We start from the raw sequence: 26,694 nt of genomic DNA on the forward strand, positions 1-26,694 counted from the left end.
CGGCGGTACGGGCGGCACACCCACCGCCACCGGGCCGTCCCGGCACGGGAACGGCCGTGTCCCACGAGAACGGTACGGCGCTCGCGGAACACGGCCTACGGCGTCAGCGGGTGAAGTGCCCCGCCCGGATCGCGCCGACGAACGAGGTCCAGTCCGGCGGGCTGACCACCAGGACCGGCCCGGCCTGGTCCTTGGAGTCGCGTATGCCCACCACGCCGTGGACACGGGCCAGGTTGTCGGCCACCTCCACACAGAGTCCCTGGTCGTTCGAGCGGCTGCTGGTGCGCCAGACCGCGCCCACGAGTTCGTGCATCGTCATCTCCTCGGTTTGTGACGTGTCGCCAGTCGGGGCCGGGCCGACCGGAACGGGGGGCACCGGCCGGCCCGGCTCCTCGTGGCGACGCGATTCCGAGGTCATCAACGAAGTCGGTGACGGTCCTTGATCGCACATCGAGTGCGATCAAGGAATAGTGTCAAGTTGGGGTCAGTTGGCGGGCGTGACCGTGCCGGTGACCGCACCCAACTCGATGGTGCTGCCGTCCGGTCCGGGAGCGGTCGCGGTGATGGTCACCGTGTCCCCGTCGGCGAGGAAGGTTCGCTCCGCTCCGCCCACCACGACCGGCTCGGTGCCGCCCCAGGTGAGTTCCAGGAACGAGCCGACCTGGTCCCGCTGCGGACCGGAGACGGTGCCGGAGGCGTACAGATCGCCGGTACGCAGCGAGGCGCCGTTGACGGTCAGGTGCGCCAGTTGCTGGGCGGGCGTCCAGTACATGCCGGCGAACGGCGGCTCGCTGACCGCCTCGCCGTTCCAGTGCACGGTCAGCCGCAGGTCCAACCCCAGGCGGGACTCCTCGCGCAGGTAGTCGACCACCGGTGGGTCCTGTTCCGGAGCGGGCACGAAGGCGTGTCGCAACGCGTCCAGCGGGGTGATCCACGCGGCCACCGATGTGGCGAACGACTTGCCGAGGAAGGGCCCGAGCGGCTGGTACTCCCACGCCTGGATGTCCCGGGCGGACCAGTCGTTGACCAGCACCACCCCGAAGACGTGGTCGGCGAAGTCGGCGGCGGCGACCCGTCGGCCGAGCGGGCTCGGTACGCCCACCACGAACCCGACCTCGGCCTCGATGTCCAGGCGGGCGGACGCGCCGTAGACCGGCCCCTGCGGGCCGGGGCGCTGGCCGTGCGGGCGCACCACCGGGGTACCGGAGACCACCACCGTGCCGGCCCGGCCGTGGTAACCGATCGGCAGGTGCTTCCAGTTCGGCAGCAGCGGCGGCTGGCCCGGCCGGAAGATCAGTCCGACGTTCGAGGCGTGGTGCTCCGAGGAGTAGAAGTCGACGTAGTCGGCCACCTCGAAGGGCAGTTCCATCGTCACCTCGGCCAGCGACACCAGCAGCGGTTCCACCGTCGCGCGATGGGTCTCCTCGGTGAGCAGCTCGGTGATCCGCTGGCGGGCGGCGGTCCACTGCGGGCGGCCCAGCGCCAGGAACGCGTTGAGCGTGGGCTGCCGCAACGCGCCACCGGCCAGCACCAGGCCGGCCTCCTCCGCGCCGGCAAGGTCCAGCACGAGGTCCCCGACGCGTACGCCGATCCGGGGCTCGCCGGAGCCCACCCGGAACACCCCGTACGGCAGGTGGTGCACCCCGTACCCGGAACTCTCGGCACCCGTCACCCAGCTCACGCCGCCCCTCCGTTCCACAGTGCCCACTCGCTCATCCCTCGAATCCTCCGTTCACCAGCCCGAGCCGGATCAGGTCGGTCAGTGGTTCGGTAATGCTGCACGAGCCGAAGCCCACCCAGAGTGGACGCGCCGAGTCCCGTCGTCCCTCGGTGCCCTGCACCAGCGGGCGCTCGTCGCGCACGGAGAGCAGCTCGGCGACGGCGTCCACCCCGGCTCCGTCGGCGGCGGCCAGCGTGGCGGTCAGCACGTTGCCGAAGCCGTGGTGGGTGAAGCCGGTCTCCGGATCCACCTGCCGCACCGCGTGGTGCAGCCCGGCGGTCAGCTTGAACGGCAGCTCGCGGTCCCGGCAGGCGCAGATCACCGCCGCCAGCTCGGCGGGAGTGGGGAACAGCTCGGCGGCGAGCCCGCCGGTGCGGAACTTCGCGGCGACCGGCAGCCCACCGGACCGCGCCTCGGCCAGCGCGTCCAGCGCCCCCATCAGCCCGAAGGTCAGCGGGATCTCCGCATAGACGGGGACGCCGTCCAGCCGGTCGGTCAGCGTCACCAGCTCGGCCAGGCCGGGCTGCGGGTCCTCACCGCGCCGGGCGACCGGTGCCTCGACCTGCCGGGCGGTCACGCCGAGCGGCGGCAGGAACGACAGCGCGAAGGGCAGGCGGTCCAGACCAGTGTCGCCGATCAACCCGATGGCGAGCCCGGGATCGACCAGGCCGTCCAGCTCGCCCGCGGTCACGGTGGAGGCCGGCAGCAGCAGCGGGCCGACGAGGTCGGCGTACCAGGCGGCGCGGTGCTGCCGGTGGGCGGCGAGGGCGTCGCGCAGCGACGCGCTGCCCGGCGGGAAGACGGCGGCGTCGTCGACGAGTCCGGTGACGAGCGCGGGAAGCTGCGTTGACACGAGACAAGAATGTACGGGACGCTCTAAGAAGCGGACAACAGCGTCCGATTATCGGACGCGCTGGTGACCGGGAGGCGAGATGCCGTACTACCGCAGCGTCGGCGAGGTGCCACGCAAGCGTCACACCCAGTTCCGGCAGCCCGACGGCAGCCTCTACACCGAGGAACTGATGGGCCAGGAGGGCTTCTCCTCCGACTCCTCCCTGCTCTACCACCGGTACGCGCCGACCGCGATCGTCGCCGCCGAGGAGTTCACCCCACCGGTGGTGACCCGGGTGCCCAACCTGCCGCTCAAGCCCCGGCACCTGCGGACCCACAAGCTCGACGGCACCGGGACCGACCCGGTCCTCGGCCGGCGCTACCTGCTCGCCAACGACGACGTCCGGATCGCGTACGTGCTGGCCGACCGGCCCTCCCCGCTGTTCCGGGACGCCACCGGCGACCACTGCCTCTACGTCGAGTCCGGGGCGCTGCGGGTCGAGTCGACCTTCGGGGTGCTGGACGTGACCGCCGGCGACTACGTGATCATCCCGACCTCGACGGTGCACCGGCTGGTGCCGACCGGTGACACGCCGACCCGGCTGCTCGCCGTCGAGGCGTCCGGGCACATCGGCCCGCCCAAGCGCTACCTCTCCGTACGCGGGCAGTTCCTGGAGCACTCGCCGTACTGCGAGCGCGACGTCCGGGGACCGGACACGCCGCTGCTGGTCGACGGCACCGACGTGGACGTGCTGGTCCGCCACCGCCGGGGCTGGACACGACACGTCTTCGCCAACCACCCGTTCGACGTGGTCGGGTGGGACGGGCACATGTACCCGTGGGCCTTCTCCATCCACGACTTCGAGCCGATCACCGGCCGTGTCCACCAGCCGCCACCGGTGCACCAGACCTTCCAGGGGCCGAACTTCGTGATCTGCTCGTTCGTCCCGCGCAAGGTCGACTACCACCCGGGCGCCATCCCGGTGCCGTACCACCACCACAACGTCGACTCCGACGAGATGCTCTTCTACACCGGCGGCAACTACGAGGCCCGGCGCGGCTCCGGCATCGAGCAGGGGTCCATCTCGCTGCACCCGTCCGGCTTCACGCACGGACCGCAGCCCGGCGCGGCGGAGCGCTCGATCGGGGTGGACTTCTTCGACGAGCTGGCGGTCATGGTCGACACCTTCCGGCCACTCGACCTGTGCGACGCGGCGAACGAGTGCGAGGACGACGCGTACGCCTGGACCTGGGCCCGCCGCCCCTGACCCGGGCCGCCGTACCCCGGCCGGTCAGGCGACCGGTCGGGTGACGATCGCGAGTTGCGCGGCCATCGCCACCCCGATCGCCAGCACGAGCGGCCACGGGGTGCCCAGCAGGGCGTAGAGCAGGATGAACACGGGTGCCACGCAGGCACCGTAGACGGCGAACGCGAGCGTCCGGTCGGTGCGCCGCAGCACCGGCAGCACGGTCCGGGTCAGCCCGGGCAGCCGCGACGCCTGCCGCCACACCACGAAGCCGCCGCCGGCCGCGGCCAGCACCGCCATCAGACGGGAGAAGCCGGGCCCGGTGGCGGCCGAACAGGCGACCATCACGGCGGCGATCACCGACCAGCCGGCGCCCCAGACGACAAGCTGCCGCAACGCCGCCGGCACGGTACGGTCGGCGACCGGACCGACCGGCCCCGCGCTGCCCCCCGGTGCGGCGAAGGGGTCAGCCCGGTACGCCTCGGCCGGTCCGCTCTCGGCGGGCCAGGCCGGCGGCTCGTCCCGCCCGTCGGCCGACCGCCCGGCGCTTGCCCCCGCCTGGTCCGCGCCGCCCTGGTCCGCGCTGGCCTGGTCCGATCCGCCCTGGTTCGTGCCGCTCTGACCGCCCAACGGCCGACCGGGGCCGCTCTGCCCCTCCGGCTGGCCCGTCCCGGGCCCGGTCGGGTTCTCCGGCCGACTCGTCCCGCTCTGGCCCGCCGTGGGCCAGCTCGGACCGCCGCTGGGCCAACTTGGGCCGCCGCTGGGCCAGCTCGGACCGCTCTGGCCAGCCGTCGGGCCGCCCGGCCCACCCGGACCCGGTTTCCGCCCGTCCGAGGTGTCGTCCCGGGACTGGTCGAGACCGCTCAGGTCGTCCGGGACGGCGTCCGGCCGGTTCGGGTCGGTCCGTGACCCGTCCCGGCGGCCCGAATCGGGCGGCAGGCTCGCCACCGCCGCCTCCGCGAGCTGTTCCAGCGTGGCACTCCACCGGCGCTGCTCCAACCGCAGCACGCCGACGTCCCCGCTCACCTCGGCCAGGCGTGGGTCCAGCCGCAGCGCCTCCCGGTAGGCACGCTCGGCCAGGTCGTACATCTGCATGTTGGCCGCGACCAGACCGAGCACCAGATGCGCCTGCGGCTCCTCGGGTGCCAGCTCCACCCCGTGCCAGGCCGCGTTCAGCGCCGGCTGCCCGTTACGGGAGCCGGCCAGGATCGCCGCCCCGCTGCGCTGCGCGTACGCGTCCTCCGGCCCCAGCGCCAGGATCTCGTCGGCGGTACGGGCAGCCTCGCCGTACCGTTCCAGGTCGCCCAGGGCCAGCCCCCGCACGACCAGTGGGGCGACCTGCCCCGGCGCCGCCGCGACGGCCGTCTCGGCGGCGGTGAGCGCCTCGGCCGGGCGGTCCGCGGCCAGGTGCACCCGGGCCAGCATCGTCGACGCCTCGACGGCGGCCGGATCGAGGGCGAGGGCGAAGCCCAGCTCGGCGGCGGCCTCGTCGTAGCGGCCCAGCTCGGCGAGGAGGGTGGCGCGCTCAAGGTAGCCGTCGGCGGTGGGCGGATCGGTGGGGACGTCGGCGGACATCGCGCGAGCCTAGCTCGCCTGCTCGTGGACCAGGGCGACCGCGATCCCGGCGAGCCCCTCGCCGCGCCCGGTGAAGCCCAGGCCGTCGGTGGTGGCGGCGGAGACGGTGACCGGTGCGCCGACCGCCTCGGAGAGCACCTGCTCGGCCTCCGCGCGGCGTGGGCCGATCTTCGGGCGTACGCCCACGACCTGGACCGACACGTTGCCGACGACGAAGCCGGCAGCCCGGACCCGACGGGCCGACTCGGCGAGCAGAGCCACCCCGCTGGCACCCGCCCACTCGGGCTGGTCCACGCCGAAGTTGGCACCCAGATCGCCCAGACCGGCGGCGGAGAGCAGCGCGTTGCAGGCGGCGTGGGCGGCGACGTCCGCGTCCGAGTGTCCGGCCAGGCCGTCCTGGTCGGGCCAGTGCAGGCCGGCGACCCAGCAGGGCCGACCGGCCTCGAAGGCGTGCACGTCGGTGCCGATGGCCACCCGAGGAACGATCATGAAACGAGGGTACGCGTCAGAGCCCGGCGGAGAGCAGGTGCTCGGCCAGCGCCAGGTCGAACGGCCGGGTGATCTTCAGAGCGTGGTCCGATCCGGGTACGCAGTACACCGGTACCCCCTGCTTCTCGACCAGCCCGGCGTCATCGGTGAGCGGGTCACCGGCAGCGGCGTGCGCGGCGGTCAGCACCGCCCGGCGGAAGCCCTGCGGGGTCTGCACGGCCCGCAACGCGGCCCGGTCGACGGTGCCGAGCACCACCTCACCGGCGTCGACCTCCTTGATCGTGTCGACCACGGGCAGCACGGGGATCACCGCGTCGTGGCCGTCCCGGACCGCAGCAGCCACCGACTCCACCAGGGTCGACGGGGTCAACGCGCGGGCCGCGTCGTGCACCAGGACGATCTCGGGGCCCTCCGGCACGGCGGCCAGGGCGGCGGCCACCGACGCCTGCCGTTCCGCCCCGCCCGGCACCACCGTCACCGGCGCGACCGGGGCGAGCAGGTCGCGCACCGCCGGGACGTCGGCGACCGGTGCGGCCACCACGATGGTGCGCACCGACGGAGCGGCGGCGAGCCGGCGGACCGCGTGCACCAGCAGCGGCTCGCCGGCCAGCAGCCGTAGCGCCTTCGGACGGCCCGGCCCCAGGCGTACGCCGGCACCGGCCGCAGGCACGAGGACCGCGACGTCACCGCGCGGATTAAGCTGCGCGGTCACGTCGCGGTCCTCGATGGTTTCTTCGCTACGAAGTGGGTACGACGATGCTGTGCGGACTAGGCCTCGGTCAGCACCTTGTCGAGCAGCGTCTCCGCCTCGTCCTTGGTGCTCTTCTCGGCCAGCGCGACCTCGCCGACGAGAATGTCGCGAGCCTTGGCGAGCATCCGCTTCTCACCTGCGGACAGCCCACGCTCCCGCTCCCGGCGCCACAGGTCACGCACGACCTCGGCCACCTTCAGCGGGTTGCCGGAGGCCAGCTTCTCCAGATTTGCCTTGTAACGCCGCGACCAGTTGGTCGGCTCCTCGGTGTGCGGAGCCCGGAGAACGTCGAAGACCTTGCCGAGACCCTCTTCGCCGACCACCTCGCGCACACCCACGATCTCGGCGTTCTCAGCGGGCACCCGGACCGTCAGGTCACCCTGCGCGACCCTCAGGACGAGGTACTGCTTGGGCTCGCCCTTGATGACCCGAGTCTCGATTGCCTCGATGAGTGCGGCCCCGTGGTGGGGGTAAACAACGGTCTCGCCGACACTGAAAACCATAGGTTCGAAACCCCTTTCGCTGTGTCTAGGGTAACACGCTCAGGCACCGATGTCTCACCGCTGTCCTGACCGTTGGCGCAGCTCAGGGGCCCTGTGAGAGGTATTTCTTCGGCTTGACAGACCACCCAAACAATGATTCGACCACGCTGCGTAATCAGAAGATGACCCCCGGACATCGTCCGGCGAGAGCCATCGAAGATCACGATTGGCATTGCACGTCAGGGCCTACGCCACCCGCCCCATGATATCCCGCCGTTGCGGAGTGTGGGCAGCGGTAGCGCGACCCGGGCCTGGTACGGGACGCTGGAGGGGTGCCCGCGTACCCGCATCCGCGAGGGTCGGGACCGACCGGCGACAGGGCGGTCCCACCGCCGGTCGCCCTGAGGGGGTGGTGATGGGCAAGGCCGACGCCGACGGTCCCGGGTTGCCCGACCTGCCGCCCGAGTGGGGCCGGGTGGTCGTCCCCGACGACGCCGCCGCCCTCGCGAACGAGGCCGAGCAGATACGCCGTGAGCTGCACGGCCCCGCCGCCGGACGAGCCCGGCGGTGGCGTTCGTCCGCGTTGCCGGTGCTCGCGCTGCTGCTCGCGGTCGTGGCGACGGTCGCCGGCCTGGCCGCTGCCACCTGGCCCCGCGCCGGCCGCTCCCCCGGGCCGACCACCGGCACTCCCGACCCGGCACCGATCCGCCTCACCGGACGACCGTTGCCCGCCCTGGACCTGGTCGACGGCGGGCAGTCCCCGGTGCCGCTGCGCGGCCTGGTGCCGACCGTGGTGCTGCTGGTCGACGGGTGCGCCTGCCCGGAGCGGGTCGCCGAGGCAGCGACGGCGGCACCGGCCGGAGTGAGCGTGGTCACCGTCGCCGCCGCCCGTCCTCGGGCCGCACCGGCCGGCACCGAGGTCCGCGCGCTGGCCGATCCGGCCGGTGGCCTCCGCGACTTCCTGCACCTGCCGGCCCGCCCGGACACGGTGACCGCCCTGCTCGCCGACCGCACCGGCCGGATCGTCCTGGTCGTGCCCGAGGTCGGCTCTCTCGCCGACTACCAGGCCGAACTCGCCCGCCTGGCGGGCTGACCGCGCCTCGCGGAGCTGGACGGTGAGCCGGTGGCCGGGCCCGACCCGGCCACCGCCGCGACACCCGGCCTGGCCGGTCTGACCGATCTCAGGACTGAGCGATCAGGCGGGCCACCAGTTGGGCCTGCGCCGCCTCGCCGGGATAGAACGTGACCCGCAGCGGCCCACCGGCACCGGTGATCCCGATCGTCGACAGCGCCCCCGTGCACTCGACCCGGTGTGGGTAGAACGCACCCCGGGCACCGTCGACGGCGACGCTGACCTCGCCCGAACCGGTGCAGCTGACGAGCAACGTCAACTGGTCGCCGTCGGCGACCCGAGCCCTGCGGACCACGGGCTCGCCCGCCCGCAACGTCGATCGGTCGAACCACACCACGTTGCCGCCGCCGGCCCGCCGCCGGCCCGGCTCTCCGGTCTCCGGAACGCTGACGTCACCCGAACCCGCCCCGGCCAGCACGCGTCTCCTGCCGTCGCGTGTTTCGAACACGAGCGAGGAACCGGTGGCCGGATCCACCCAGAACGACGCGCCGGTCGCCGCATCCACCCGGAATGTCGCCGTCGCCTCTGGTCGGGGCGAGTCGGTACCGCGATACTGCCGGGTCCAGCCACCGGTGAGCGGCTCCACCTGCCAGCCGCTCGCCTGGGGGACGCTGCTGGATGTCGGCCCGGCCGGTGCGGTCGCCTGCCACCAACCGCCACCGGCAGCGAGCGCCACCACCCCCACACCGGCGAGCAGGGCGCCTCGGAGCCGATGGACGGGATCGTCACGCATGCCGAGAAGAGTAGATGCCCGAGCGGCTCAGGACGGCGCGATCAGGCGGGCCTCCAGTTGCAGCGGCTCCGCACCTGCGGTGGAGAACGAGATGCGTACCGGGCCGCCGGTGCCGGTCACCTCCGTCGTGGCCGCCGCACCGTCGCAGCCGATCGTGATCGGGTCCGCCGCCCGCGCTCCGTCGACCGTCACCAACAGGTCTCCCGGCCCGATGCACCGGAAGCGGAGCCGGAACGACTCGCCGTACCCGATCGGGGCCCGTCGGACCACCGACGCGCCCTCGCTGAGCTTCGTCGACTCGGTCCAGACCACATTGCGGACCTCCGCCCGCCCTGGGCTCCGATGGTCGGCACTGGACGACGCGTCCGCCGTGCCGCCGGGCGGCCCGTACCCGCCGCCGGGATGCGCCGAGACGACGGCACCGCTTCGTCCGTCGAGTACGACGCTGGTCCTGATGCCGGGCTCCATCCGCCACGTCGTCGCCGACCACGGGCCGTCGCCGGGACCGATCGGCGCCGGGGCCGGTGTCGGTGCCTGCGCCTGCCACCACCAGCCTCCGAGCGCCAGCGCGACCGCACCGATCCCGGCGAGCAGAGCGCCGCGCAGCCGATGAACCGGATCGACGTGCATGAGTTCCAGGGTAGCCGCCCGCGCGATCAGACGTGCCGTTCCAGCAGGACCGCGTAGAGGGTCAGCCCGGGTCCGAACGCGAGCATCAGCACCCGGCGAGGCGACGGCGCGGCCCGCAGCAGACGGTCGAGGATCAGCAGCACCGTCGGGGACGAGCAGTTGCCGTGCTCGTCCAGCGTCGCCCGGGACGCCGCCAACCCGGTCGGCGGCAGCTCCAGTTCGCGCTCCACCACGTTCAGGATGCGCGGCCCGCCCGGGTGCACCGCCCAGCCGTCCACCCCGGACACCGTGGCGCCGTGCCGGGCCAGCAGGCCCTCCACCAGCCCGCGTACGTGGGTCGACAGCACCTGCGGCACCTTCGGCGAGAGCCCCATCCGGAATCCGGTGTCGGTCACGTCCCACGTCATGTGGTCGGCCGTGGAGGTGTCGGTGACCGAGGTGACCTCGCGTACCGCGTACCCCCGGCCGCCGGGCATGATCACGGCGGCGACCGCGGCGTCCGAGAAGAGCGCGTGGGAGACGATCTGCTGGGTGTCCACCCGGGCCGACGAGGGTTGCAGGTGCAGGCTGGTCAACTCGGCGCAGAGCAGCAACGCCGGGCGTCCCCGGGAGACCACGAAGTCACTCGCCGCGCCCAGCCCCGGCAGGGCCGCGTAACAGCCCATGTGGCCGACGAACATCCGCTGCGTCGTCGAGGACATGCCCAGGTCACGAGCGAGCAGGATGTCCAGCCCCGGGGTGGCGTACCCGGTGCAGGAGCAGACCACGAAGAGACCGACGTCCCCGGCGTCCAGCCCGGCCGAGGTCAGCGCACGACCGACCGCCTCCTTGCCCAGCGGCAACGCCTCCACCTGGTAGCGGCGCATCCGCCGCTCGGTCGGCCAGTCCGAGACGTCCTCGATCAGCGGACTCACCGCCGCCTGCCGGCGGGTCACCCCCGAGTTCGCGAAGATCCGTTCGGCGAGCGCACGAGTACTGCCGGAGTAGTGCCGGGAGAAGAACCGCTCCCAGAGTTCCTGCTGGTCGGCCGAGGGCGGATGAGCCGTACCCACACCCGCGATCACCGGTACGGTCACCGTCCCACCTTCCGCTCGCTCGGGCTCCCCACGCTCACCAACGAGGAGCCGACCCGTCACGGTCCGGGTCACCGCCGAGCGCGGCGATGCCCAACCAGTCGGCGCAGACGTCGGAGGTGGCCGGGTGCAGCGACCCGCAACGGGCGTCCCGGTAGAGGCGCTCCAACGGGTGGCCGCGCCGGGTGGCGGACGTGCCGGCCGCCTCCAGCATGGACGCGGCCACCTCCGCCGCGGTCGTACCGGCCAGCAGCTTGGCCCGCCACACCCAACGGTTCGTCTCGGCGTCGCCCGGTGCCTCGTCCACCCGGCGGGCCGCCTCGGCGACCGTGAGCCGCGCCGCCGCCACCGCGGCGTCGGCCCGCCCCAACCGGGCGCGGACCGCCGGCAGGTGCGTCAGACCTCGGGCGTTCAGGTGTTCCGCCGCCGCGTCGATCGACGCCTGTGCCACCCCGACGTAGACGGCGGCGTAGCTGGCCACCAGCCAGTGCGGCATGAGCTGGGCGACCACCAGGGCCAGGCCCTCGACCCCGCCGAGCAGCCGATCGGCCGGCACGGTGACGTCCAGGTGCAGGTCGTGCGAGGCGGTCGCGCGCATGCCGAGCGCGTCCCAGGTCGGCTCGACGGTCAGCCCCGCACCGGCCGGCACCAGGAACTGCGAGACCACCGACGGGTCCGCCGCGCTGCGGGCCGCCACCAGGTAGCCGTCGGCGTGGCCGGCGCCCGAGCAGAAGGTCTTGCTGCCCTTGATCCGCCATCCGCCGTCGACCGGCTCGTAGACGGTGGCGAGCTGGGACAACCGGGCACCGGCGCCGCGCTCGCTCATCGCGACCGCGTACCACGCCCCCTCGGCCGCCGCCCGCAGCAACCGGTCGCGGGCGGCGAGCGCCTCGTCCGGTACGCCCAACGCCTCGGCCAGTTCCTCGGTGACCGCACCCAGGGCGCCGGTGACCGAGGCGTGCATGTTGAACACCAGAGCCGTGGCACCGTTGCCCCGGGCCAGCTCGGTGGCGACGGCCGCGTACCCGGCGAACGTCGCCCCGGCGCCGCCCAGCTCGGCGGGGACCATCAGCCCGAACAGCCCGGCCGCACCGAGATCGGCGAAGTCGTCCACCGGGAACGACCCGTCCCGGTCGTGCCCGGCCGCCCGGGCCGCCAGCCGGGGCGCCAGCCGCCGCGCGGCGTCCAACACCGACCGCACGCTCATGCCGGCACTCCGCTGCGCTGCGTACCGCCACGAGACACCCACACACTGAGCCGATGACTCGCTCGCTGGCGCCCGCTCATGCCGGCACTCCGCTGCGCTGCGTACCGCCACGAGACACCCACACACTGAGCCGATGACTCGCTCGCTGGCGCCCGCTCATGCCGGCACTCCGCTGCGCTGCGTACCGCCACGAGACACCCACACACTGAGCCGATGACTCGCTCGCTGGCGCTCGCTCATGGAACCCCCTTCTCGGCTTCCCTTACCCCCGCTCGCAGCGGCTACCCGCCGTACACCCCACGGCCCTGGTAGAGCACGGCCGGCGAACCGGTCGGCACGATGCGCGGTGCCTGGCCGGGCGGCGTCGCCGCGCCGCGTACCTGGCGGAACAGCCAGCGCAGCAGGCCCGGCACCGCCGGACGGACGCCCCGGACCCGCAGGTCCACGCCGTGCCGGGCGCACTCGGCGATCAGCTCACGGTGGTCCACGAACAGCCGTGGGTCGTGGATGCCACGCGGCACGGTCGGCAGCCGCTCGGCGATGCGGACCGCCACCAGCCGAGCCAGCGCGGTGTCGTTGAGCGTGTCCAGCACCAGCAGCCCGCCGGGACGCAGCAGGCGGCACGCCTGGGCCACCACGGCCCGCCAGTCGGGGACGTGTTCCAGCAGCTCACCGGCGGCCACCACGTCGGCACAGCCGTCGGCGAGGGGCACCCGGGTGGCGTCGCCGTTGACCACCGTCACACCGTGCGCGGCGGCCTGGGCCAGTGCGGACCGGGTCAGGTCCACCCCCACGTGCCGGTAGCCCTTGCCGACCAGATGCGGGGCGAGCAGGCCGGCACCGCACCCGAGGTCGACCAGGACCGCGTCGGGCCGCGTCGCCGGTGGGACCATCGCCGCCCGCGCCTCGGCCAGCCAGTGCAGCATCGCGAATGCGCCGTCCGGCCGCCACCATTCGCCGGCCAGGTCGTCGTACTGACGCGGGTCGTTGCGGGGCAGGCTCAGGCCGGCGTCACGCATTCACCGAGCGTGGCACGACTAGCGGGTAACGACCAGACTTCCGTTATGTCGTCCACGGTGTTAGGGCTGGTCAGAGCGAGCCATCCGGAACCGACGATGGCCGTCACCACAGTGGCCGGTCTGCTCGCGGCCGGCGTCGGACACCCGCCCGGCGGGGTCGCCGTGGTGGCGCTGACGGTGGCGGCGAGCCAGCTCGCGGTGGGGTGGACCAACGACGCGCTGGACGCCGAGCGGGACGCCACGGTGGGGCGTACCGACAAGCCGGTGGCCGCCGGTGCGGTCAGCCGGCGGGCCGTCGCGGTGGCCGCGGTGCTGGCCGCCGCCGCCACCGTGACGCTGGCACTGACCACGAACCCGGCTGCTGCGCTCTGCGCCGTCGTCGCGCTGGTCTCGGCCCTGCTCTACGACTGGCCGCTCAAGTGGACCCTGATCTCGGTGCTGCCGTACGCGATCTCCTTCGGGGCGCTGCCGGCCTTCGTGGTGCTGGCGCTGCCCGGCGCACCGACGCCGCCGGTGTGGCTGATCGCCGCCGCGGCGCTGCTCGGTGCCGGTGCGCACTTCGCCAACGTGCTGCCCGACCTCGCCGACGACGCCCGGACCGGGGTACGCGGTCTGCCACACCGGCTGGGTCCGGCGGGCAGCCGGGCAGCCGCCGTCGGCCTGCTCGTCGCGGCGACCGTCACGCTGGTGCTGGGTCCGCCCGGCCCGCCGTCCGGCCTGGGCCTCGCGGCGGTCGTCGCGGCCGTGATCATCCTGGTTCTCGCCTGGTACGCCGGACGCACCGACGACCGCCCCGGCGCCCGCCCGGTGGCCGCCTTCCGGGCGGTCATGCTGGTGGCCCTGATCGATGTCGTCCTGCTGGTCACGAGTGGTCGCCTGATCTGACCGGGTCCCCCGGCAGGTGGCAGCACCGGGTCGCCGTGCGGGCCACGATCAGCTCCAACTAGGCTGGGAGGCGGTCTGCGCGGGTATGGCCAGCGGTTCCGGCGACGTCGCCGGGGTGTGATCGTGACGAGGAGGACCGACGTGACGCGCTCGATCAGGGGTTCCCGGCGGGCTGCCGTAATGCTGCCCGGGATCGCGGCGGCAGCCGGGCTGCTGCTGCTGTCCGGGTGCGGCGCCGGTCAGATCTCCGAGACGGCGAACAAGGTCCCGTCGATCCAGGGCGTCGACCTCCAGGCGGAGGACGGCCGGTACGGCGTACGCAGCGTGCTGATCGCCTACCCCGGCGTGGAGGGCTACCAGGCCGGTGACGACGCGATCCTGAACGCGCTCTTCTACAACGACTCGCCCGACCCGGTCACCGTGACCGTGACCTCGTCGGACGCCCGCGAGGTGGTGCTGACCACGGTCCAGGCCGCGACCAGCCCGTCACCCTCCGCCTCGCCCTCGCCGACCGGCTCGCCGTCACCGGAGAACAGCCCCTCCCCGGGCGGTTCCCCGTCGCCCGACGAGACGCCCTCGCCGGACGAGACGCCGTCGCCCGAGGCGACCGAGTCGCCGGCCGGCGGCCCGGCCCGGATCGAGATCCCGCCGCTGAGCTACGTACAGCTCAACACCGAGGGTGAGCAGGTGCTCCAGCTCCTCGGGCTGAACTCGGCCCTGCTCGCGGGTCAGAACATCACGGTCAGCTTCGACTTCGGCGACGGCAACACGATCACCAGCCCCGCGCCGGTGGCCGTGCCGCTCAGCCCGGCCCCGCCGCCGTCGCCGATCATCGAACGGCACACCGAGTTCGAGGGCGAAGGCGGCCACTGACCCGTCCCGCCGGAGTCTCCGACGGCACCGTCGGCGTGGTGCACCCATGCCGGCGGTGCCGTCGTCGTACCAAGGGGTTAGCGTCGCTCGGGTGAGCATCTCCCGATCGACCCCGGCCCGGGGAGCGGGTGGCGGGCGCGGCCGGGCCGCCGCCCGCGAGCCCCGCCCCGCGTACGAGTGCGACGCCTGCGGCCACCAGCCGCCCAAGTGGGTGGGACGGTGCCCCGAGTGCGGCGAATGGGGCTCGGTGGTCGAGTGCACCGTCACCGGTCCGACCGTCTCCGGGCGCGTGGTCAGCTCCCGGATGCCCGCCGAGCCGGCCCGCCCCATCGCCACCATCAGCGCCGCACCGGCGCGCGCCCGCCCCACCGGCGTCAGCGAGTTGGACCGGGTGCTCGGCGGCGGGCTGGTGCCCGGGGCGGTGGTGCTGCTCGCCGGTGAGCCGGGGGTCGGCAAGTCGACCCTGCTGCTCGACGTGGCCCAGCAGTGGGCCGCCGGAGCGGGCAGCCCCTCGCTGGTGGTCAGCGGTGAGGAGTCGGTCAGCCAGGTGCGGCTGCGGGCCGAGCGCATGGGCACCCTGCACGACCAGCTCTACCTCGCCGCCGAGAGTGACCTCGCGGCGGTCCTCGGTCACCTCGACGCGGTCCAGCCCGGCCTGCTGGTGCTCGACTCGGTGCAGACCATCTCCACCACCGGCACCGAGGGCGTGCCGGGCGGAGTGACCCAGGTGCGGGCGGTCACCGCCGCCCTGGTCTCGGTCGCCAAGGAGCGCGGCATCGCCACCGTGCTGGTGGGCCACGTGACCAAGGACGGCCAGGTGGCCGGCCCCCGGGTGTTGGAGCACCTGGTCGACGTGGTGCTGCACTTCGAGGGCGACAAGCACTCCTCGCTGCGGATGGTGCGCGGGGTCAAGAACCGGTTCGGTGCCGCCGACGAGGTGGGCTGCTTCGAGATGCACGAGGGCGGCATCAGCAGCCTGGCCGACCCGTCCGGGCTGTTCCTCACCCGCTACAGCGAGCCGGTGCCGGGCACCTGCGTGACGGTGGCGATGGAGGGACGCCGGGCGCTGGTGACCGAGGTACAGGCGTTGATCGGCGCCACGGTGGCCGGTTCGCCCCGGCGTACCGTCTCCGGGCTGGACTCGGCCCGGCTGGCGATGGTGCTCGCGGTGCTCCAGCGCCGTACCGAGCGGCTCACCCTGCACGACCGGGAGGTCTTCGCGGCCACCGTCGGCGGCATCCGGGTGGTGGAGCCGTCGGCGGACCTGGCGGTCGCCCTCGCGGTCGCCTCCGGCGGCCTGAACCTGGCGATCGCGCCGCATCTGGTGGCGATCGGCGAGGTCGGCCTGACCGGCGAGGTACGCCGGGTGGGCGCCGTGCCGCGACGACTGTCCGAGGCGGCCCGGCTCGGGTTCCGGCTGGCCCTGGTGCCACCGGGTTGCGGCCCGGCGAGCACCGGCGCCGGCCCCGAGCAGATGCGGGTGGTGGAGGTGTCCGACGTCCGGGCGGCGTTGCAGGCCGCGGCCCGGGCCTCGGCGGAGTGAGCCGCGTCTCCGGCGGACGGGACGGACGGGACGGGCCGAATCGTGACACATCCCAGTAACCACGGGAGCACCCACCGCAGGGCAGTCCGTAGACTGTGCCCGTGCCGATCGACCGCGAAGCCACCAAGCCTGCCGGCGCGACACCCCACGCCCGCACCGGTGCCGTGGGCTCGCCCGCTCGTCCGATCAGCGTCAGCGTGACCGGGGGCGGCAGCGCCGGTGACCCGCTGCGCGCGAATCTGGCGCTGATGGCACCGGGCACCGCGCTCCGCGACGGCCTGGAGCGCATCCTGCGCGGTCGCACCGGCGCACTGATCGTCCTCGGGTACGACAAGGTGGTCGAGGGTCTGTGCACCGGCGGTTTCCCGCTGGACGTCGAGTTCTCCGCCACCCGCGTCCGTGAGCTGTGCAAGATGGACGGCGCGGTGGTGCTCTCCAGCGACGGCACCCGGATCGTCCGGGCCGCCGTGCACCTGATGCCCGACCCGACGATCCCGACCGAGGAGTCGGGCACCCGGCACCGCACCGCCGAGCGGGTCGCCCGGCAGACCGGTTACCCGGTGATCTCGGTCAGTCAGTCGATGCGGATCATCAGCCTCTACGTCAACGGCCAGCGGCACGTGCTGGACGACTCGGCGGCCATCCTGTCCCGGGCCAACCAGGCGCTGGCCACCCTGGAGCGCTACAAGCTCCGGCTGGACGAGGTCTCCGGCACCCTCTCCGCGCTGGAGATCGAGGACCTGGTCACCGTCCGGGACGCGGTGGCCGTGGTGCAGCGGCTGGAGATGGTCCGCCGGATCGCCGACGAGATCGCCGGCTACGTGGTCGAGCTGGGCACCGACGGGCGGCTGCTCGCGCTGCAACTCGACGAGCTGATGGCCGGCGTCGACGCCGACCGCACCCTGGTCATCCGGGACTACCTGCCCACCGGCCGCAAGCCCCGCACGCTCGACGAGGCCCTGGTCGAGCTGGACCTGCTCAGCGCCACCGAGCTGATCGACCTGGTGTCGGTCGCCAAGGCGATCGGTTACCCGGCCGCCTCCGACGCGCTGGAGGCGGCGGTCAGCCCGCGCGGCTTCCGGCTGCTGGCCAAGGTGCCCCGGCTGCCGGTGGCCGTGGTGGACCGGCTGGTGCTGCACTTCGGCAGCCTCCAACGGCTGCTCGGTGCCACCGTCGAGGACCTGCAGGCCGTGGAGGGCGTCGGCGACGCGCGGGCCCGGGGCGTCCGCGAGGGACTGTCCCGACTCGCCGAGGCGTCCATCCTCGAACGCTACGTCTGACCCGGGCCGCGATCAGCGGCCCGGATCGGTTCCCCGCCCGGTCAGCCGGTCAGCCGGAGCTTGGCCGGCTGGCTCAGTCGGGTGCCCACCCGCGCGAAGACCTCGTACGTCCCGGCCTGCACGACCGGGCCGTTCGCCAGTCCCTCGGCGCACCGGCTGCTGTCCTTGCCGTTCCAGCCGACCTGGTAGGAGCGCTCGAAGCCGGGCGTGAAGGTCTGCGGGTCCGACCCGGAGGCCGCACCGCAGGTGTCCGAGGACCAGACCACCTCGGCGCCCGACTTGATGAAGATCTCCTGCGCGTCCGCGCCGACGTCCCGGCTGCACGTCCGCTCCGACCGATTCCGGATCTTGAGGTGCAGGTCCACGGCGGCTCCGCGGACCACCTCGCCGGGCAGCGCCTGGGCGGTCACCACGATCTCGTTGTCGGCGCAGGTGCCGTCGTCGGTCGAGGTGTTGTTGACCGGCGGGTCGTTGCTGAGCGACGGCTCGGTCGACGGACTGGCCGCCGGGCCGCCGGACGGCGTGGACGGATCGGCCCCGGCGTCGCCGGACGGGGGTGAGCCGGTCTCCGGTGTCAGCACCGATCCGGTCGGCCCCGGCGTACCGGTCGACACACCGGGATCGGGCTGACCGTCGCCGGTCGCACCGGGTTCGCCGCTCTGCCCGTTACAGGAGTAGAGCACGACAACCAGCAGGAGCAGGACCGCGCCGAGCACGACGGCACGACGCCGCCAGTACACCGCGGGAGACAGGGGGCCGACCGTCAGACGCATGATGCCCCCACCGTAGCGGCGTCGCACACGACGGACGGTAGCGACGCGCCGGGGTCGACCGGACCCATCGGAACCCATCCTCCATTCACGACGGTACGAGGTGTCGGCATCGCCGATTCGTCACTCACCGTGTCGATCCGCCCTCGGTCAGAGATACACCTTGCGTTGGTAGATCGCGTGCGCGCCGGCCACCCGGTCCAGGAACAACAGCCCGGCGCAGTGGTCGATCTCGTGTTGCAGGGCCCGCGCCTCGAAACCGTCGGTGACCAGGCGGACCAGCTCGCCACTGCCCGGCAGCGCCCCCTCGACCACGAGCCGGCTCGCGCGCTTGACGTCACCGGTCAGGTCCGGCACCGACATGCACCCCTCCCGGCCCGCCTTCCACCGGGTCGCCTCCACCACCCGGGCGTTGCAGAGCGCGAACGTGCCGTGCACCGTGACCGCCTTGGGATGGCCCGTCACGTCCACCGCGAACACGTGCGCTCCCACCCCCACCTGCGGTGCGGCCAGGCCGACACAGCCGGGCGAGACCCGCATGGTGGCGATCAGGTCGGCCGCCAGCCGGATCGTCTCCGCGTCGGTCGGGTCGACCTCCGCGCCGGCCCGACCGAGCACGGTGTGCGGGGCGGAGACCACCGGCAGGACCGCACCGGCCCCCAGCGTCTCGGGTGTCCACGCCCCCAACCCGGCGTACGCCTCGGCGGTCAGGTCCGGCGTACCCGCGTCGCCGCTCACAGGAGATCCGGTTCGGCTGGACGGAGAGTGACGTCGACACCGAGATTCGTGGCGGCCTCGGACAGCCGGGCGGCGAGCGGTTCGGCCGCACCGGACGGCAACTCGACCTCGGCCACCACCACGTAGAGCGACCCCACCAACCGGGTACTCAGGTCGGTGACGTTGCCGCCGGCCTCGGTCAGCACCCGGGTCATCGCGGCAACGATGCCCATCCGGTCCGCCCCGTGCACCGCCACCACGTACGGCTCGCCGGCCGGGGTCGTCTCCCCGTCCGGCGTCACCTCGCGTACGGTCGCCAGCAGTTGGCCGTCGGCGGTCAGCGTGGCCAGTGCCGCCTCCACCTCGGCGGCGGCCGGGCCCACACAGATCAGGGTCATCGCGAAGTGTCCGCGCAGCCGGGTCATGGTGCTGTCGGTGAGGTTCGCCCCAAGTCGGGCCAGCACCTCGGCGACGTCGGCCACGATGCCGGGTCGGTCCCGACCGATGACGGTGATCGCGAGCTCGTTCATCCGGGCATTCTCCCCGATCCACGTCCGCCGACGGTGGCGGCCCGCCCGGACCGTCCAGTCGGCGGAATCCGACGCCCGTGACATGATCGGCGACGCGATGACAGAACCCACTTTCGCCGGCCTGGTGAGCCGGTGGTACGAGCGCAACGCCCGGGACCTGCCGTGGCGCCATCCCGACGTCAGTCCGTGGGCCATCCTGGTCAGCGAGGTCATGCTCCAGCAGACCCCGGTGGTCCGGGTGCTGCCGGCCTGGCAGGCGTGGCTGGCCCGCTGGCCCACCCCGGCGGCGTTGGCGCAGGACACCCCGGCCGAGGCGATCCGGATGTGGGGGCGGCTCGGCTACCCCCGCCGGGCGCTCCGGCTGCGGGAGTGCGCGGTCGCCGTCGTGGAGCGGCACGGCGGTCAGGTGCCCGATCACCTGGAGCAGTTGCTCGCCCTGCCGGGGGTCGGCACGTACACCGCGCGGGCGGTGGCGGCCTTCGCGTACGGGCAGCGGCATCCGGTGGTCGACACCAACGTGCGGCGGGTGGTCTGCCGGGCGATCGCCGGAGAGCCGGACGCCGGCCCGGCGACCCGCCCGGCGGACCTGGTCGCCACCGAGGAGTTGCTGCCGGTCGAACCGGCGGCCGCCGCCCTGGCCAGCGCCGCGTTCATGGAGCTGGGCGCGGTGGTCTGCACCGCCCGCTCGCCCCGCTGCGGCGTCTGCCCCGTCGAGACGAGCTGTGCGTGGCGCGCGTCGGGCCAGGTCGCACCGGACGGCCCGACCCGCCGACCGCAGCGCTACGCCGGCACCGACCGGCAGGTACGCGGCCTGCTGCTCGGGGTGCTGCGCGAGGCGACCGGTCCGGTGCCGCACCAGCGGCTGGACCAGGTCTGGTCCGACGACGTGCAGCGGGCCCGAGCGCTGTCCGGGTTGGTGACCGACGGTCTGGTCGAGCCGGTCGGCGAGGCCGCGTTCCGCCTGGTCGGCGACGGCCCACCGGCGCCGATGCCGACCTGACCCGGATGCGGCCTGAACAGACAGGTGGGCCGGCTCCCCGGTTGGGGAGCCGGCCCGCGTGGTCCTGCCTTGCGGGGCTGCCCGGCCCTCGGCGCGGTGTAGATCCGCGCCGGGATGCCGGCGACGGCCGACGGCTCGGTCAGGCGGAGTAGCCGCGGCTGGCGATCCAGTCCGCCAGCGCCTCGGTCTCCATCCAGTACTCGGCCTTGGCGGGATCCGCCGAATCGGCGATCTTCACCTGGCTGCCGCCGTCCCGGTAGCCGGTCACCGAGATGTAGTGGCCGCCCTCGAAGGAGTGGCTGCCTCCGCCGGTGTCGACCGCGGTGCCGAAGACGTTGGCCACCACGCTCCGGCCGTCGTCGACCGTACGCACGATGTCGTCGCGCAACCGCTCGGTCTCGGCCTCGTCGGCGACCTGGCCGGGGATCTCGACGGTGCGGTAGACGTCCTTGCCGGCCTTGCCGTTCAGCGCCTTGGTGATCACGAACGCGGAGTCGGTGCCCCGCTCGGTGGTGCCCATCTCCCGGGCCAGGTCGTCCTGGGAGACGTCCTTGTCCATCACGCTGAGGGCGTTCCGCACGGCCGCCGGGCCGCAGTAGTAGAAGTTCGGCTGGGCCTGATAGCGGACCTTCAACTGCCGCTCGCCCTTGCCATGGCCGCGCTCCGTCACGACGGACAGGGCGTCCGTCTTGCTCGTCGTCGCCGCCATCGCAGCCATCGGCCCACTGATCATCCCGCCGGCACAGACGGCACCGGCGGCGGTGAGGGCGGCCTTACGCATCAACGTCGTCATGATCATGCCTTCCAGCTCGGGGGATCGACACGACACCCGAAAGTGCAGGGAGGGTGCGGATACCGCATCGGAAGGGAGGAGGCGGGCGGCACCACGATCGGTGGGGTGCCGCCTGCCCTGGGTGCAACGGCTCGAATGGGCCACACATTCCGGGCTTACCGGGCGTACGCGAGTCGCCCTGCGGAACAGCGAGGCCGCCGGAGGCGGCTACGCACAGGGCGCCGCGGCGACCACCCCGGTACAACCGCTCGGGGTGCCCGCCCATGCCCCGCCGGCGGGTGACGGGGTTCTCCCACGCGATCCGTCAGTGATGGAATGCGCCTGGATGCGGTCCAACCGACCGGATGTCCGATTCCGCCGCTCCACCAGGATGACGACAGACGACGGCGGCCCGGTGGCAGAGGCCACCCGGCCGCCGCTGGTCGGACCAGCCGGTTACCTACTCGTCCGCGCCCGCCGCAGCGGTGCTGCCGCCGAGCTCGGCCGGGACCGCGTCCGGCACGGTGACCGGCCGGTCGGAGCCCTTGAAGACGAGCTTGGACTTGTCGATGTCGTTCGGGTCGCCCTCGCAGTCGACCACCACGATCTGACCGGGGGTCAGCTCGTTGAAGAGGATCCGCTCGGAGAGGTTGTCCTCGATGTCGCGCTGGATCGTGCGACGCAGCGGCCGAGCGCCGAGGACCGGGTCGAAGCCCTTGACCGCCAGGTACTTCTTGGCGTTGTCGGTCAGCTCGAGACCCATGTCCTTGTTGCGAAGCTGCGTCTCGATCCGGGCGATCATGATGTCCACGATCTGGAGGATCTCGTTCTGGCGCAGCTGGTGGAAGACGATGGTGTCGTCGATGCGGTTGAGGAACTCGGGCCGGAAGTGCTGCTTGAGTTCGTCGTTGACCTTCTGCTTCATCCGGTCGTAGTTGGACTCGGAGTCCTCCGACTGCTGGAAGCCGAGCGAGACCGCCTTGGCCACGTCCCGGGTGCCGAGGTTGGTGGTCAGGATGATGACCGTGTTCTTGAAGTCCACGATCCGACCCTGACCGTCGGTGAGCCGACCGTCCTCCAGGATCTGGAGCAGCGTGTTGAACACGTCCGGGTGGGCCTTCTCGATCTCGTCGAAGAGGACCACCGAGAACGGCCGACGCCGCACCTTCTCGGTCAGCTGCCCGCCCTCGTCGTACCCGACGTAGCCGGGAGGCGCACCCACCAGCCGCGACACGGTGTACCGGTCGTGGAACTCGGACATGTCGAGCTGGATCAGCGCGTCCTCGCTGCCGAACAGGAACTCGGCGAGAGCCTTGGACAGCTCGGTCTTACCGACACCCGACGGACCGGCGAAGATGAACGAACCCGACGGACGCTTGGGGTCCTTCAGGCCGGCGCGGGTACGCCGGATCGCCTTCGAGACCGCCTTGACCGCGTCCTCCTGGCCGATGACGCGCTTGTGCAGCTCGTCCTCCATGCGCAGCAGGCGCGAGGTCTCCTCCTCGGTCAGCTTGTAGACCGGGATGCCCGTCCAGTTGCCCAGCACCTCGGCGATCTGCTCGTCGTCGACCTCGGAGACGACGTCGAGGTCGCCGGCCTTCCACTCCTTCTCCCGCTGCGCCTTCTGACCAAGGAGCTGCTTCTCCTTGTCGCGCAGCTGGGCGGCGCGCTCGAAGTCCTGCGCGTCGATCGCGGACTCCTTGTCGCGGCGCACCTGGGCGATGCGCTCGTCGAAGTCGCGCAGGTCCGGCGGCGCGGTCATCCGACGGATCCGCATCCGGGCACCGGCCTCGTCGATCAGGTCGATCGCCTTGTCCGGCAGGAAGCGGTCGGAGATGTACCGGTCGGCCAGCGTCGCCGCCGCCACCAGCGCCGCGTCCGTGATGCTCACCCGGTGGTGCGCCTCGTAGCGGTCCCGCAGGCCCTTGAGGATCTCGATGGTGTGGGCCAGCGAGGGCTCACCCACCTGGATCGGCTGGAAACGACGCTCCAGCGCGGCGTCCTTCTCCAGGTGCTTGCGGTACTCGTCGAGCGTCGTCGCACCGATGGTCTGCAGCTCACCACGGGCCAGCATCGGCTTGAGGATGCTCGCCGCGTCGATCGCGCCCTCGGCGGCACCCGCGCCGACCAGGGTGTGGATCTCGTCGATGAACAGGATGATGTCGCCCCGGGTCCGGATCTCCTTGAGCACCTTCTTCAGGCGCTCCTCGAAGTCACCCCGGTAGCGGGAACCCGCCACCAGCGCGCCCAGGTCGAGCGTGTAGAGCTGCTTGTCCTTGAGCGTCTCGGGCACCTCGCCCTTGATGATCTTCTGGGACAGGCCCTCCACCACGGCGGTCTTACCGACGCCGGGCTCACCGATCAGGACCGGGTTGTTCTTGGTGCGGCGGGAGAGCACCTGCATCACCCGCTCGATCTCCTTCTCCCGCCCGATCACCGGGTCGAGCTTGCCCTCACGGGCCGCCTGGGTCAGGTTCCGCCCGAACTGGTCGAGCACCAGGCTGGTCGACGGGGCCGCCTCGCCCGGGGCGGTGCCGGCGGCGGCCGGCTCCTTGCCCTGGTAGCCGGAGAGTAGCTGGATCACCTGCTGGCGGACCCGGTTCAGGTCGGCGCCCAGCTTGACCAGCACCTGCGCGGCCACGCCCTCGCCCTCGCGGATGAGGCCGAGCAGGATGTGCTCCGTACCGATGTAGTTGTGGCCGAGCTGCAGAGCCTCGCGCAGCGAAAGCTCCAGCACCTTCTTGGCCCGCGGCGTGAACGGGATGTGCCCGCTCGGCGCCTGCTGGCCCTGGCCGATGATCTCCTCCACCTGCTGGCGGACGCCCTCCAGGGATATCCCCAGGCTCTCCAGGGCCTTCGCCGCGACGCCCTCACCCTCGTGGATCAGGCCCAACAGGATGTGTTCCGTACCGATGTAGTTGTGGTTGAGCATCCGGGCCTCTTCCTGGGCCAGGACGACAACCCGTCGCGCTCGGTCGGTGAACCGCTCGAACATGCCCTCGTGCTCCTCACGTGCCGTGCGCACTCGATCTTGGTGGTCAAGACTCTCGGCGGGGCCGGATACGCGAGCGCCCGGGACGGGCGTCCGCGCCTCTTTACTCTATCGCCGCGGACCGACTCGGCTGACCTCGTGTGTCTCCGCCGGTGGCCCGGTACGCGTCGTTTTGCACAACCCTCCACGCTCAACCGGTGTTCCGGGCATGGCGCCTGTACGCGCAGAGCGAAATTCGAGCACGGGCCGTGGGCCCTCGGGAGCACCACACGGAGCCCTTCCGGCACCGGACGGTCGCCTCCCATCCGCCGTCCACAGGCTGTGGACAACGCGTCCACCGGCTGTGGACAACGTCCGACCCGACCCGAATCGTCCCACCAGACGACCGCGCCGGCCCGGAGACGCGCTCCGAACCGGCGTGGCGGACGACCTGGTCTCAGTGACCGGCCTTGGAGTGGTACTCGTCGACGATCTCCTGGGGGATCCGGCCCCGGTCCGAGATGTCCTTGCCGGCCTTGCGGGCCCAGGCCCGGATGGCCTTGTTCTGCTCGCGGTCCGCCGTGGCGCCACCCCGACCCCGGGCGGCACGCCCACCGACGACCACGCCGCCGCGTCCCACCTTCGACCCACCGGCGATGTACGGAGCGAATGCCTCACGCAATTTCTCGGCGTTCGAACTCGACAGGTCGATCTCGTACTGAACACCATCGAGCGCGAACTTGACAGTCTCGTCCGCGTCCCCGCCGTCCAGGTCATCGACCAGCCTCTGAATGATCTGCTTGGCCACGTCCCACATTCCTTTCGAGCAGGGTTCGGTGCACCTGCCACTTACCAGAGCACAATAGTCCGTCAGACGCTTGTAGCGTCAATAGGATCCGGTATCGCGGCGGAAAGTTCCGTGTCGACTACTCGGGGCGAACCAAGGGGAACAGGATGGTTTCCCGAATTCCGAGGCCGGTCAGCGCCATCAGGAGCCGATCGATTCCCATTCCCATGCCACCGGCCGGCGGCATTCCGTACTCCATCGCCCGGAGAAAGTCCTCGTCGAGCCGCATCGCCTCGTCGTCACCACGGGCGGCCAGTTGCGCCTGGGCGACCAGCCGCTCCCGCTGCACCACCGGGTCGACCAGCTCCGAGTACGCGGTGGCCAGCTCGACCCCGCGGACGTACAGGTCCCACTTCTCGGCCAGCCCCGGCTCCTCGCGGTGTCCACGGGTCAGCGGACTGGTCTCCTCCGGGTAGTCCCGCACGAAGGTGGGTGCCACCAACCCGGGCACGACCAACTCCTCGAACAGTTCCTCGACCAGCTTGCCCGATCCCCACCCGGGGTCGACGGCGAGGCCCACCTTGTCCGCGTACTCGACCAGACGGGCGTGCTCGGTGCGTACCGTGACCTCCACGCCGAGCGCCTCGGAAAGCACGCCGTACAGGCTCACCGAACGCCACTCACCGCCGAGGTCGAACTCCTGGCCGTCGGCGTGGGTGACCACCGTCGACCCGGCGACCGCCACCGCCGCCTGTTGCACGAGATTGCGGGTCAGTTCGGCCATCGTGTTGTAGTCGCCGTACGCCTGGTACACCTCCAGCATCGCGAACTCGGGCGAGTGCGAAGAGTCGATGCCCTCATTACGGAAGTTGCGGTTGATCTCGAAGACTCGCTCGACACCACCGACCACGGCGCGCTTGAGAAACAGTTCCGGTGCGATTCGCAGATACAGATCGGTGTCGAGTGCATTGCTGTGGGTCACGAAAGGACGGGCCGTCGCGCCGCCGTGCAGCAACTGCAACATCGGGGTCTCCACCTCGATGAAGCCCGTGTCGTGCAGGGAATCACGGAGACTGCGGACCGTGGCCGCCCGGGTGCGTACCATCTGGCGGGCCTGCGGGCGCACGATGAGGTCGACGTAGCGCTGCCGGACCCGCGCCTCCTCGCTCAGCGGCTTGTGCGCCACCGGCAGCGGACGCAGCGCCTTGGCGGTGGTCGCCCACTCCTGCGCCAGCACCGACAACTCACCCCGGCGGCTGCTGATCACCTCACCGGTGACCCCGACGAGGTCACCGAGGTCGACCAGCCGCTTCCAGTCCTCCAGCCGCTCGGGGCCGACCCGGTCCAGCGAGAGCATCGCCTGGAGTTCGGTGCCGTCGCCGTCGCGCAGGGTGGCGAAGCAGAGCTTGCCGGTGTTCCGTACGAAGATCACCCGGCCGGTGACCGACACCTGGTCGCCGGTCGCGGTGTCCGTCGGCAGGTCGGCGTAGCGCTCCCGTACCTGGGCCAGGGTGCTGGTCCGGGGGAAGCTGACCGGGTACGGCTCCACGCCGTCGGCGAGCATCCGGTCCCGCTTCTCCCGGCGGACCTTCATCTGCTCGGGAAGGTCGTCGGCGGGGTCGACTGGCACGGGGCTCTGCTGGATCACGGCACGCTTCCTCAGTAGGAGATTTCGGG

Annotated in this window: 25 protein-coding genes and 1 pseudogene; 7 read left to right on the plus strand and 19 right to left on the minus strand. The window is 72.4% G+C overall.

The window, feature by feature from the left end:
- Positions 1-103 precede the first annotated feature (103 nt).
- From ACQVFL_RS27835 to ACQVFL_RS27845, 3 genes are all read right to left on the minus strand, one after another.
- A complete protein-coding gene (locus tag ACQVFL_RS27835; protein ID WP_131054730.1) occupies positions 104-313 on the minus strand; it encodes a DUF397 domain-containing protein in 210 nt (69 codons plus the stop codon).
- A gap of 171 nt (positions 314-484) precedes the next feature.
- Positions 485-1,681, minus strand: a complete 1,197-nt coding sequence (gene fahA / locus ACQVFL_RS27840; protein ID WP_396689853.1) for a fumarylacetoacetase — start codon at positions 1,679-1,681, stop codon at positions 485-487.
- A gap of 31 nt (positions 1,682-1,712) precedes the next feature.
- Positions 1,713-2,573 carry a hypothetical protein gene (locus ACQVFL_RS27845; RefSeq protein WP_396689851.1) on the minus strand — a complete coding sequence of 287 codons (861 nt, stop codon included), beginning with the start codon at positions 2,571-2,573 and terminating at the stop codon, positions 1,713-1,715.
- Between the two features lie 79 nt (positions 2,574-2,652).
- On the opposite strand from ACQVFL_RS27845, the gene ACQVFL_RS27850 reads away from it, so the two are divergent.
- The gene (locus tag ACQVFL_RS27850; RefSeq protein WP_431727924.1) at positions 2,653-3,819 is read left to right on the plus strand and encodes a homogentisate 1,2-dioxygenase; all 1,167 of its coding nucleotides are present in this window, start codon (positions 2,653-2,655) and stop codon (positions 3,817-3,819) included.
- 879 nt (positions 3,820-4,698) lie between these two features.
- On the opposite strand, the pseudogene ACQVFL_RS27855 reads toward ACQVFL_RS27850, so the two are convergent.
- The 4 genes and pseudogenes from ACQVFL_RS27855 to ACQVFL_RS27870 form a co-directional block, all read right to left on the minus strand.
- Positions 4,699-5,373: pseudogene (locus ACQVFL_RS27855) on the minus strand (tetratricopeptide repeat protein); the annotation flags it as partial.
- Between the two features lie 9 nt (positions 5,374-5,382).
- The gene (ispF, locus tag ACQVFL_RS27860; protein WP_396689847.1) at positions 5,383-5,862 is read right to left on the minus strand and encodes a 2-C-methyl-D-erythritol 2,4-cyclodiphosphate synthase; all 480 of its coding nucleotides are present in this window, start codon (positions 5,860-5,862) and stop codon (positions 5,383-5,385) included.
- 16 nt (positions 5,863-5,878) lie between these two features.
- Complete coding sequence (gene ispD, locus ACQVFL_RS27865) at positions 5,879-6,574, minus strand: 2-C-methyl-D-erythritol 4-phosphate cytidylyltransferase (protein ID WP_396689845.1); 696 nt, start codon at positions 6,572-6,574, stop codon at positions 5,879-5,881.
- A gap of 56 nt (positions 6,575-6,630) precedes the next feature.
- Positions 6,631-7,116, minus strand: a complete 486-nt coding sequence (locus ACQVFL_RS27870) for a CarD family transcriptional regulator (RefSeq protein WP_007073334.1) — start codon at positions 7,114-7,116, stop codon at positions 6,631-6,633.
- A 394-nt stretch (positions 7,117-7,510) separates the two neighbouring features.
- On the opposite strand from ACQVFL_RS27870, the gene ACQVFL_RS27875 reads away from it, so the two are divergent.
- The gene (locus ACQVFL_RS27875; protein ID WP_431727925.1) at positions 7,511-8,188 is read left to right on the plus strand and encodes a hypothetical protein; all 678 of its coding nucleotides are present in this window, start codon (positions 7,511-7,513) and stop codon (positions 8,186-8,188) included.
- An 88-nt stretch (positions 8,189-8,276) separates the two neighbouring features.
- Here ACQVFL_RS27875 and ACQVFL_RS27880 read toward each other — a convergent pair whose 3' ends face one another.
- From ACQVFL_RS27880 to ACQVFL_RS27900, 5 genes are all read right to left on the minus strand, one after another.
- A complete protein-coding gene (locus ACQVFL_RS27880) occupies positions 8,277-8,960 on the minus strand; it encodes a hypothetical protein (protein ID WP_431727926.1) in 684 nt (227 codons plus the stop codon).
- A gap of 27 nt (positions 8,961-8,987) precedes the next feature.
- Complete coding sequence (locus ACQVFL_RS27885) at positions 8,988-9,590, minus strand: hypothetical protein (RefSeq protein ID WP_396689839.1); 603 nt, start codon at positions 9,588-9,590, stop codon at positions 8,988-8,990.
- 26 nt (positions 9,591-9,616) lie between these two features.
- Positions 9,617-10,666 carry a type III polyketide synthase gene (locus ACQVFL_RS27890; RefSeq protein WP_396689838.1) on the minus strand — a complete coding sequence of 350 codons (1,050 nt, stop codon included), beginning with the start codon at positions 10,664-10,666 and terminating at the stop codon, positions 9,617-9,619.
- A gap of 34 nt (positions 10,667-10,700) precedes the next feature.
- Entirely contained in the window at positions 10,701-11,870 is a 1,170-nt protein-coding gene (locus tag ACQVFL_RS27895) for an acyl-CoA dehydrogenase family protein (RefSeq protein WP_431727927.1), read from the minus strand.
- Between the two features lie 281 nt (positions 11,871-12,151).
- Positions 12,152-12,889 (minus strand): methyltransferase domain-containing protein, encoded by a 738-nt coding sequence (locus ACQVFL_RS27900; RefSeq protein WP_396689834.1) that lies wholly within the window; start codon positions 12,887-12,889, stop codon positions 12,152-12,154.
- A 9-nt stretch (positions 12,890-12,898) separates the two neighbouring features.
- On the opposite strand from ACQVFL_RS27900, the gene ACQVFL_RS27905 reads away from it, so the two are divergent.
- From ACQVFL_RS27905 to disA, 4 genes are all read left to right on the plus strand, one after another.
- Positions 12,899-13,774: a UbiA family prenyltransferase gene (locus ACQVFL_RS27905; RefSeq protein WP_396689833.1), complete on the plus strand. Its 876-nt coding sequence runs from the start codon at positions 12,899-12,901 to the stop codon at positions 13,772-13,774.
- Positions 13,775-13,915: 141 nt separating this feature from the next.
- Positions 13,916-14,647, plus strand: a complete 732-nt coding sequence (locus ACQVFL_RS27910) for a hypothetical protein (protein ID WP_396689831.1) — start codon at positions 13,916-13,918, stop codon at positions 14,645-14,647.
- Between the two features lie 91 nt (positions 14,648-14,738).
- Positions 14,739-16,190 (plus strand): DNA repair protein RadA, encoded by a 1,452-nt coding sequence (radA, locus tag ACQVFL_RS27915; protein ID WP_396689829.1) that lies wholly within the window; start codon positions 14,739-14,741, stop codon positions 16,188-16,190.
- A 101-nt stretch (positions 16,191-16,291) separates the two neighbouring features.
- The gene (gene disA / locus ACQVFL_RS27920) at positions 16,292-17,470 is read left to right on the plus strand and encodes a DNA integrity scanning diadenylate cyclase DisA (RefSeq protein WP_396689828.1); all 1,179 of its coding nucleotides are present in this window, start codon (positions 16,292-16,294) and stop codon (positions 17,468-17,470) included.
- 41 nt (positions 17,471-17,511) lie between these two features.
- Here disA and ACQVFL_RS27925 read toward each other — a convergent pair whose 3' ends face one another.
- From ACQVFL_RS27925 to ACQVFL_RS27935, 3 genes are all read right to left on the minus strand, one after another.
- Positions 17,512-18,243 carry a hypothetical protein gene (locus ACQVFL_RS27925; protein WP_396689827.1) on the minus strand — a complete coding sequence of 244 codons (732 nt, stop codon included), beginning with the start codon at positions 18,241-18,243 and terminating at the stop codon, positions 17,512-17,514.
- Positions 18,244-18,390: 147 nt separating this feature from the next.
- Entirely contained in the window at positions 18,391-18,951 is a 561-nt protein-coding gene (locus tag ACQVFL_RS27930; RefSeq protein WP_396690944.1) for a peptide deformylase, read from the minus strand.
- A gap of 23 nt (positions 18,952-18,974) precedes the next feature.
- Positions 18,975-19,487, minus strand: a complete 513-nt coding sequence (locus ACQVFL_RS27935) for a glycine cleavage system protein R (RefSeq protein ID WP_396689826.1) — start codon at positions 19,485-19,487, stop codon at positions 18,975-18,977.
- A gap of 97 nt (positions 19,488-19,584) precedes the next feature.
- On the opposite strand from ACQVFL_RS27935, the gene ACQVFL_RS27940 reads away from it, so the two are divergent.
- Entirely contained in the window at positions 19,585-20,487 is a 903-nt protein-coding gene (locus ACQVFL_RS27940; RefSeq protein ID WP_431727928.1) for an A/G-specific adenine glycosylase, read from the plus strand.
- A 139-nt stretch (positions 20,488-20,626) separates the two neighbouring features.
- Here ACQVFL_RS27940 and ACQVFL_RS27945 read toward each other — a convergent pair whose 3' ends face one another.
- The 4 genes from ACQVFL_RS27945 to lysS form a co-directional block, all read right to left on the minus strand.
- Positions 20,627-21,283 carry a C39 family peptidase gene (locus tag ACQVFL_RS27945; RefSeq protein WP_396690942.1) on the minus strand — a complete coding sequence of 219 codons (657 nt, stop codon included), beginning with the start codon at positions 21,281-21,283 and terminating at the stop codon, positions 20,627-20,629.
- 436 nt (positions 21,284-21,719) lie between these two features.
- A complete protein-coding gene (locus tag ACQVFL_RS27950; RefSeq protein ID WP_396690940.1) occupies positions 21,720-24,254 on the minus strand; it encodes an ATP-dependent Clp protease ATP-binding subunit in 2,535 nt (844 codons plus the stop codon).
- Positions 24,255-24,687: 433 nt separating this feature from the next.
- The gene (locus ACQVFL_RS27955) at positions 24,688-25,038 is read right to left on the minus strand and encodes an Lsr2 family protein (protein ID WP_396689823.1); all 351 of its coding nucleotides are present in this window, start codon (positions 25,036-25,038) and stop codon (positions 24,688-24,690) included.
- Positions 25,039-25,156: 118 nt separating this feature from the next.
- Positions 25,157-26,611, minus strand: coding sequence for a lysine--tRNA ligase (gene lysS / locus ACQVFL_RS27960; RefSeq protein ID WP_396690939.1), 1,455 nt, complete (start codon positions 26,609-26,611; stop codon positions 25,157-25,159).
- Between the last annotated feature and the right edge of the window lie 83 nt (positions 26,612-26,694).

Source organism: Verrucosispora sp. TAA-831, assembly GCF_050780145.1.
Taxonomy (GTDB): domain Bacteria; phylum Actinomycetota; class Actinomycetes; order Mycobacteriales; family Micromonosporaceae; genus Micromonospora.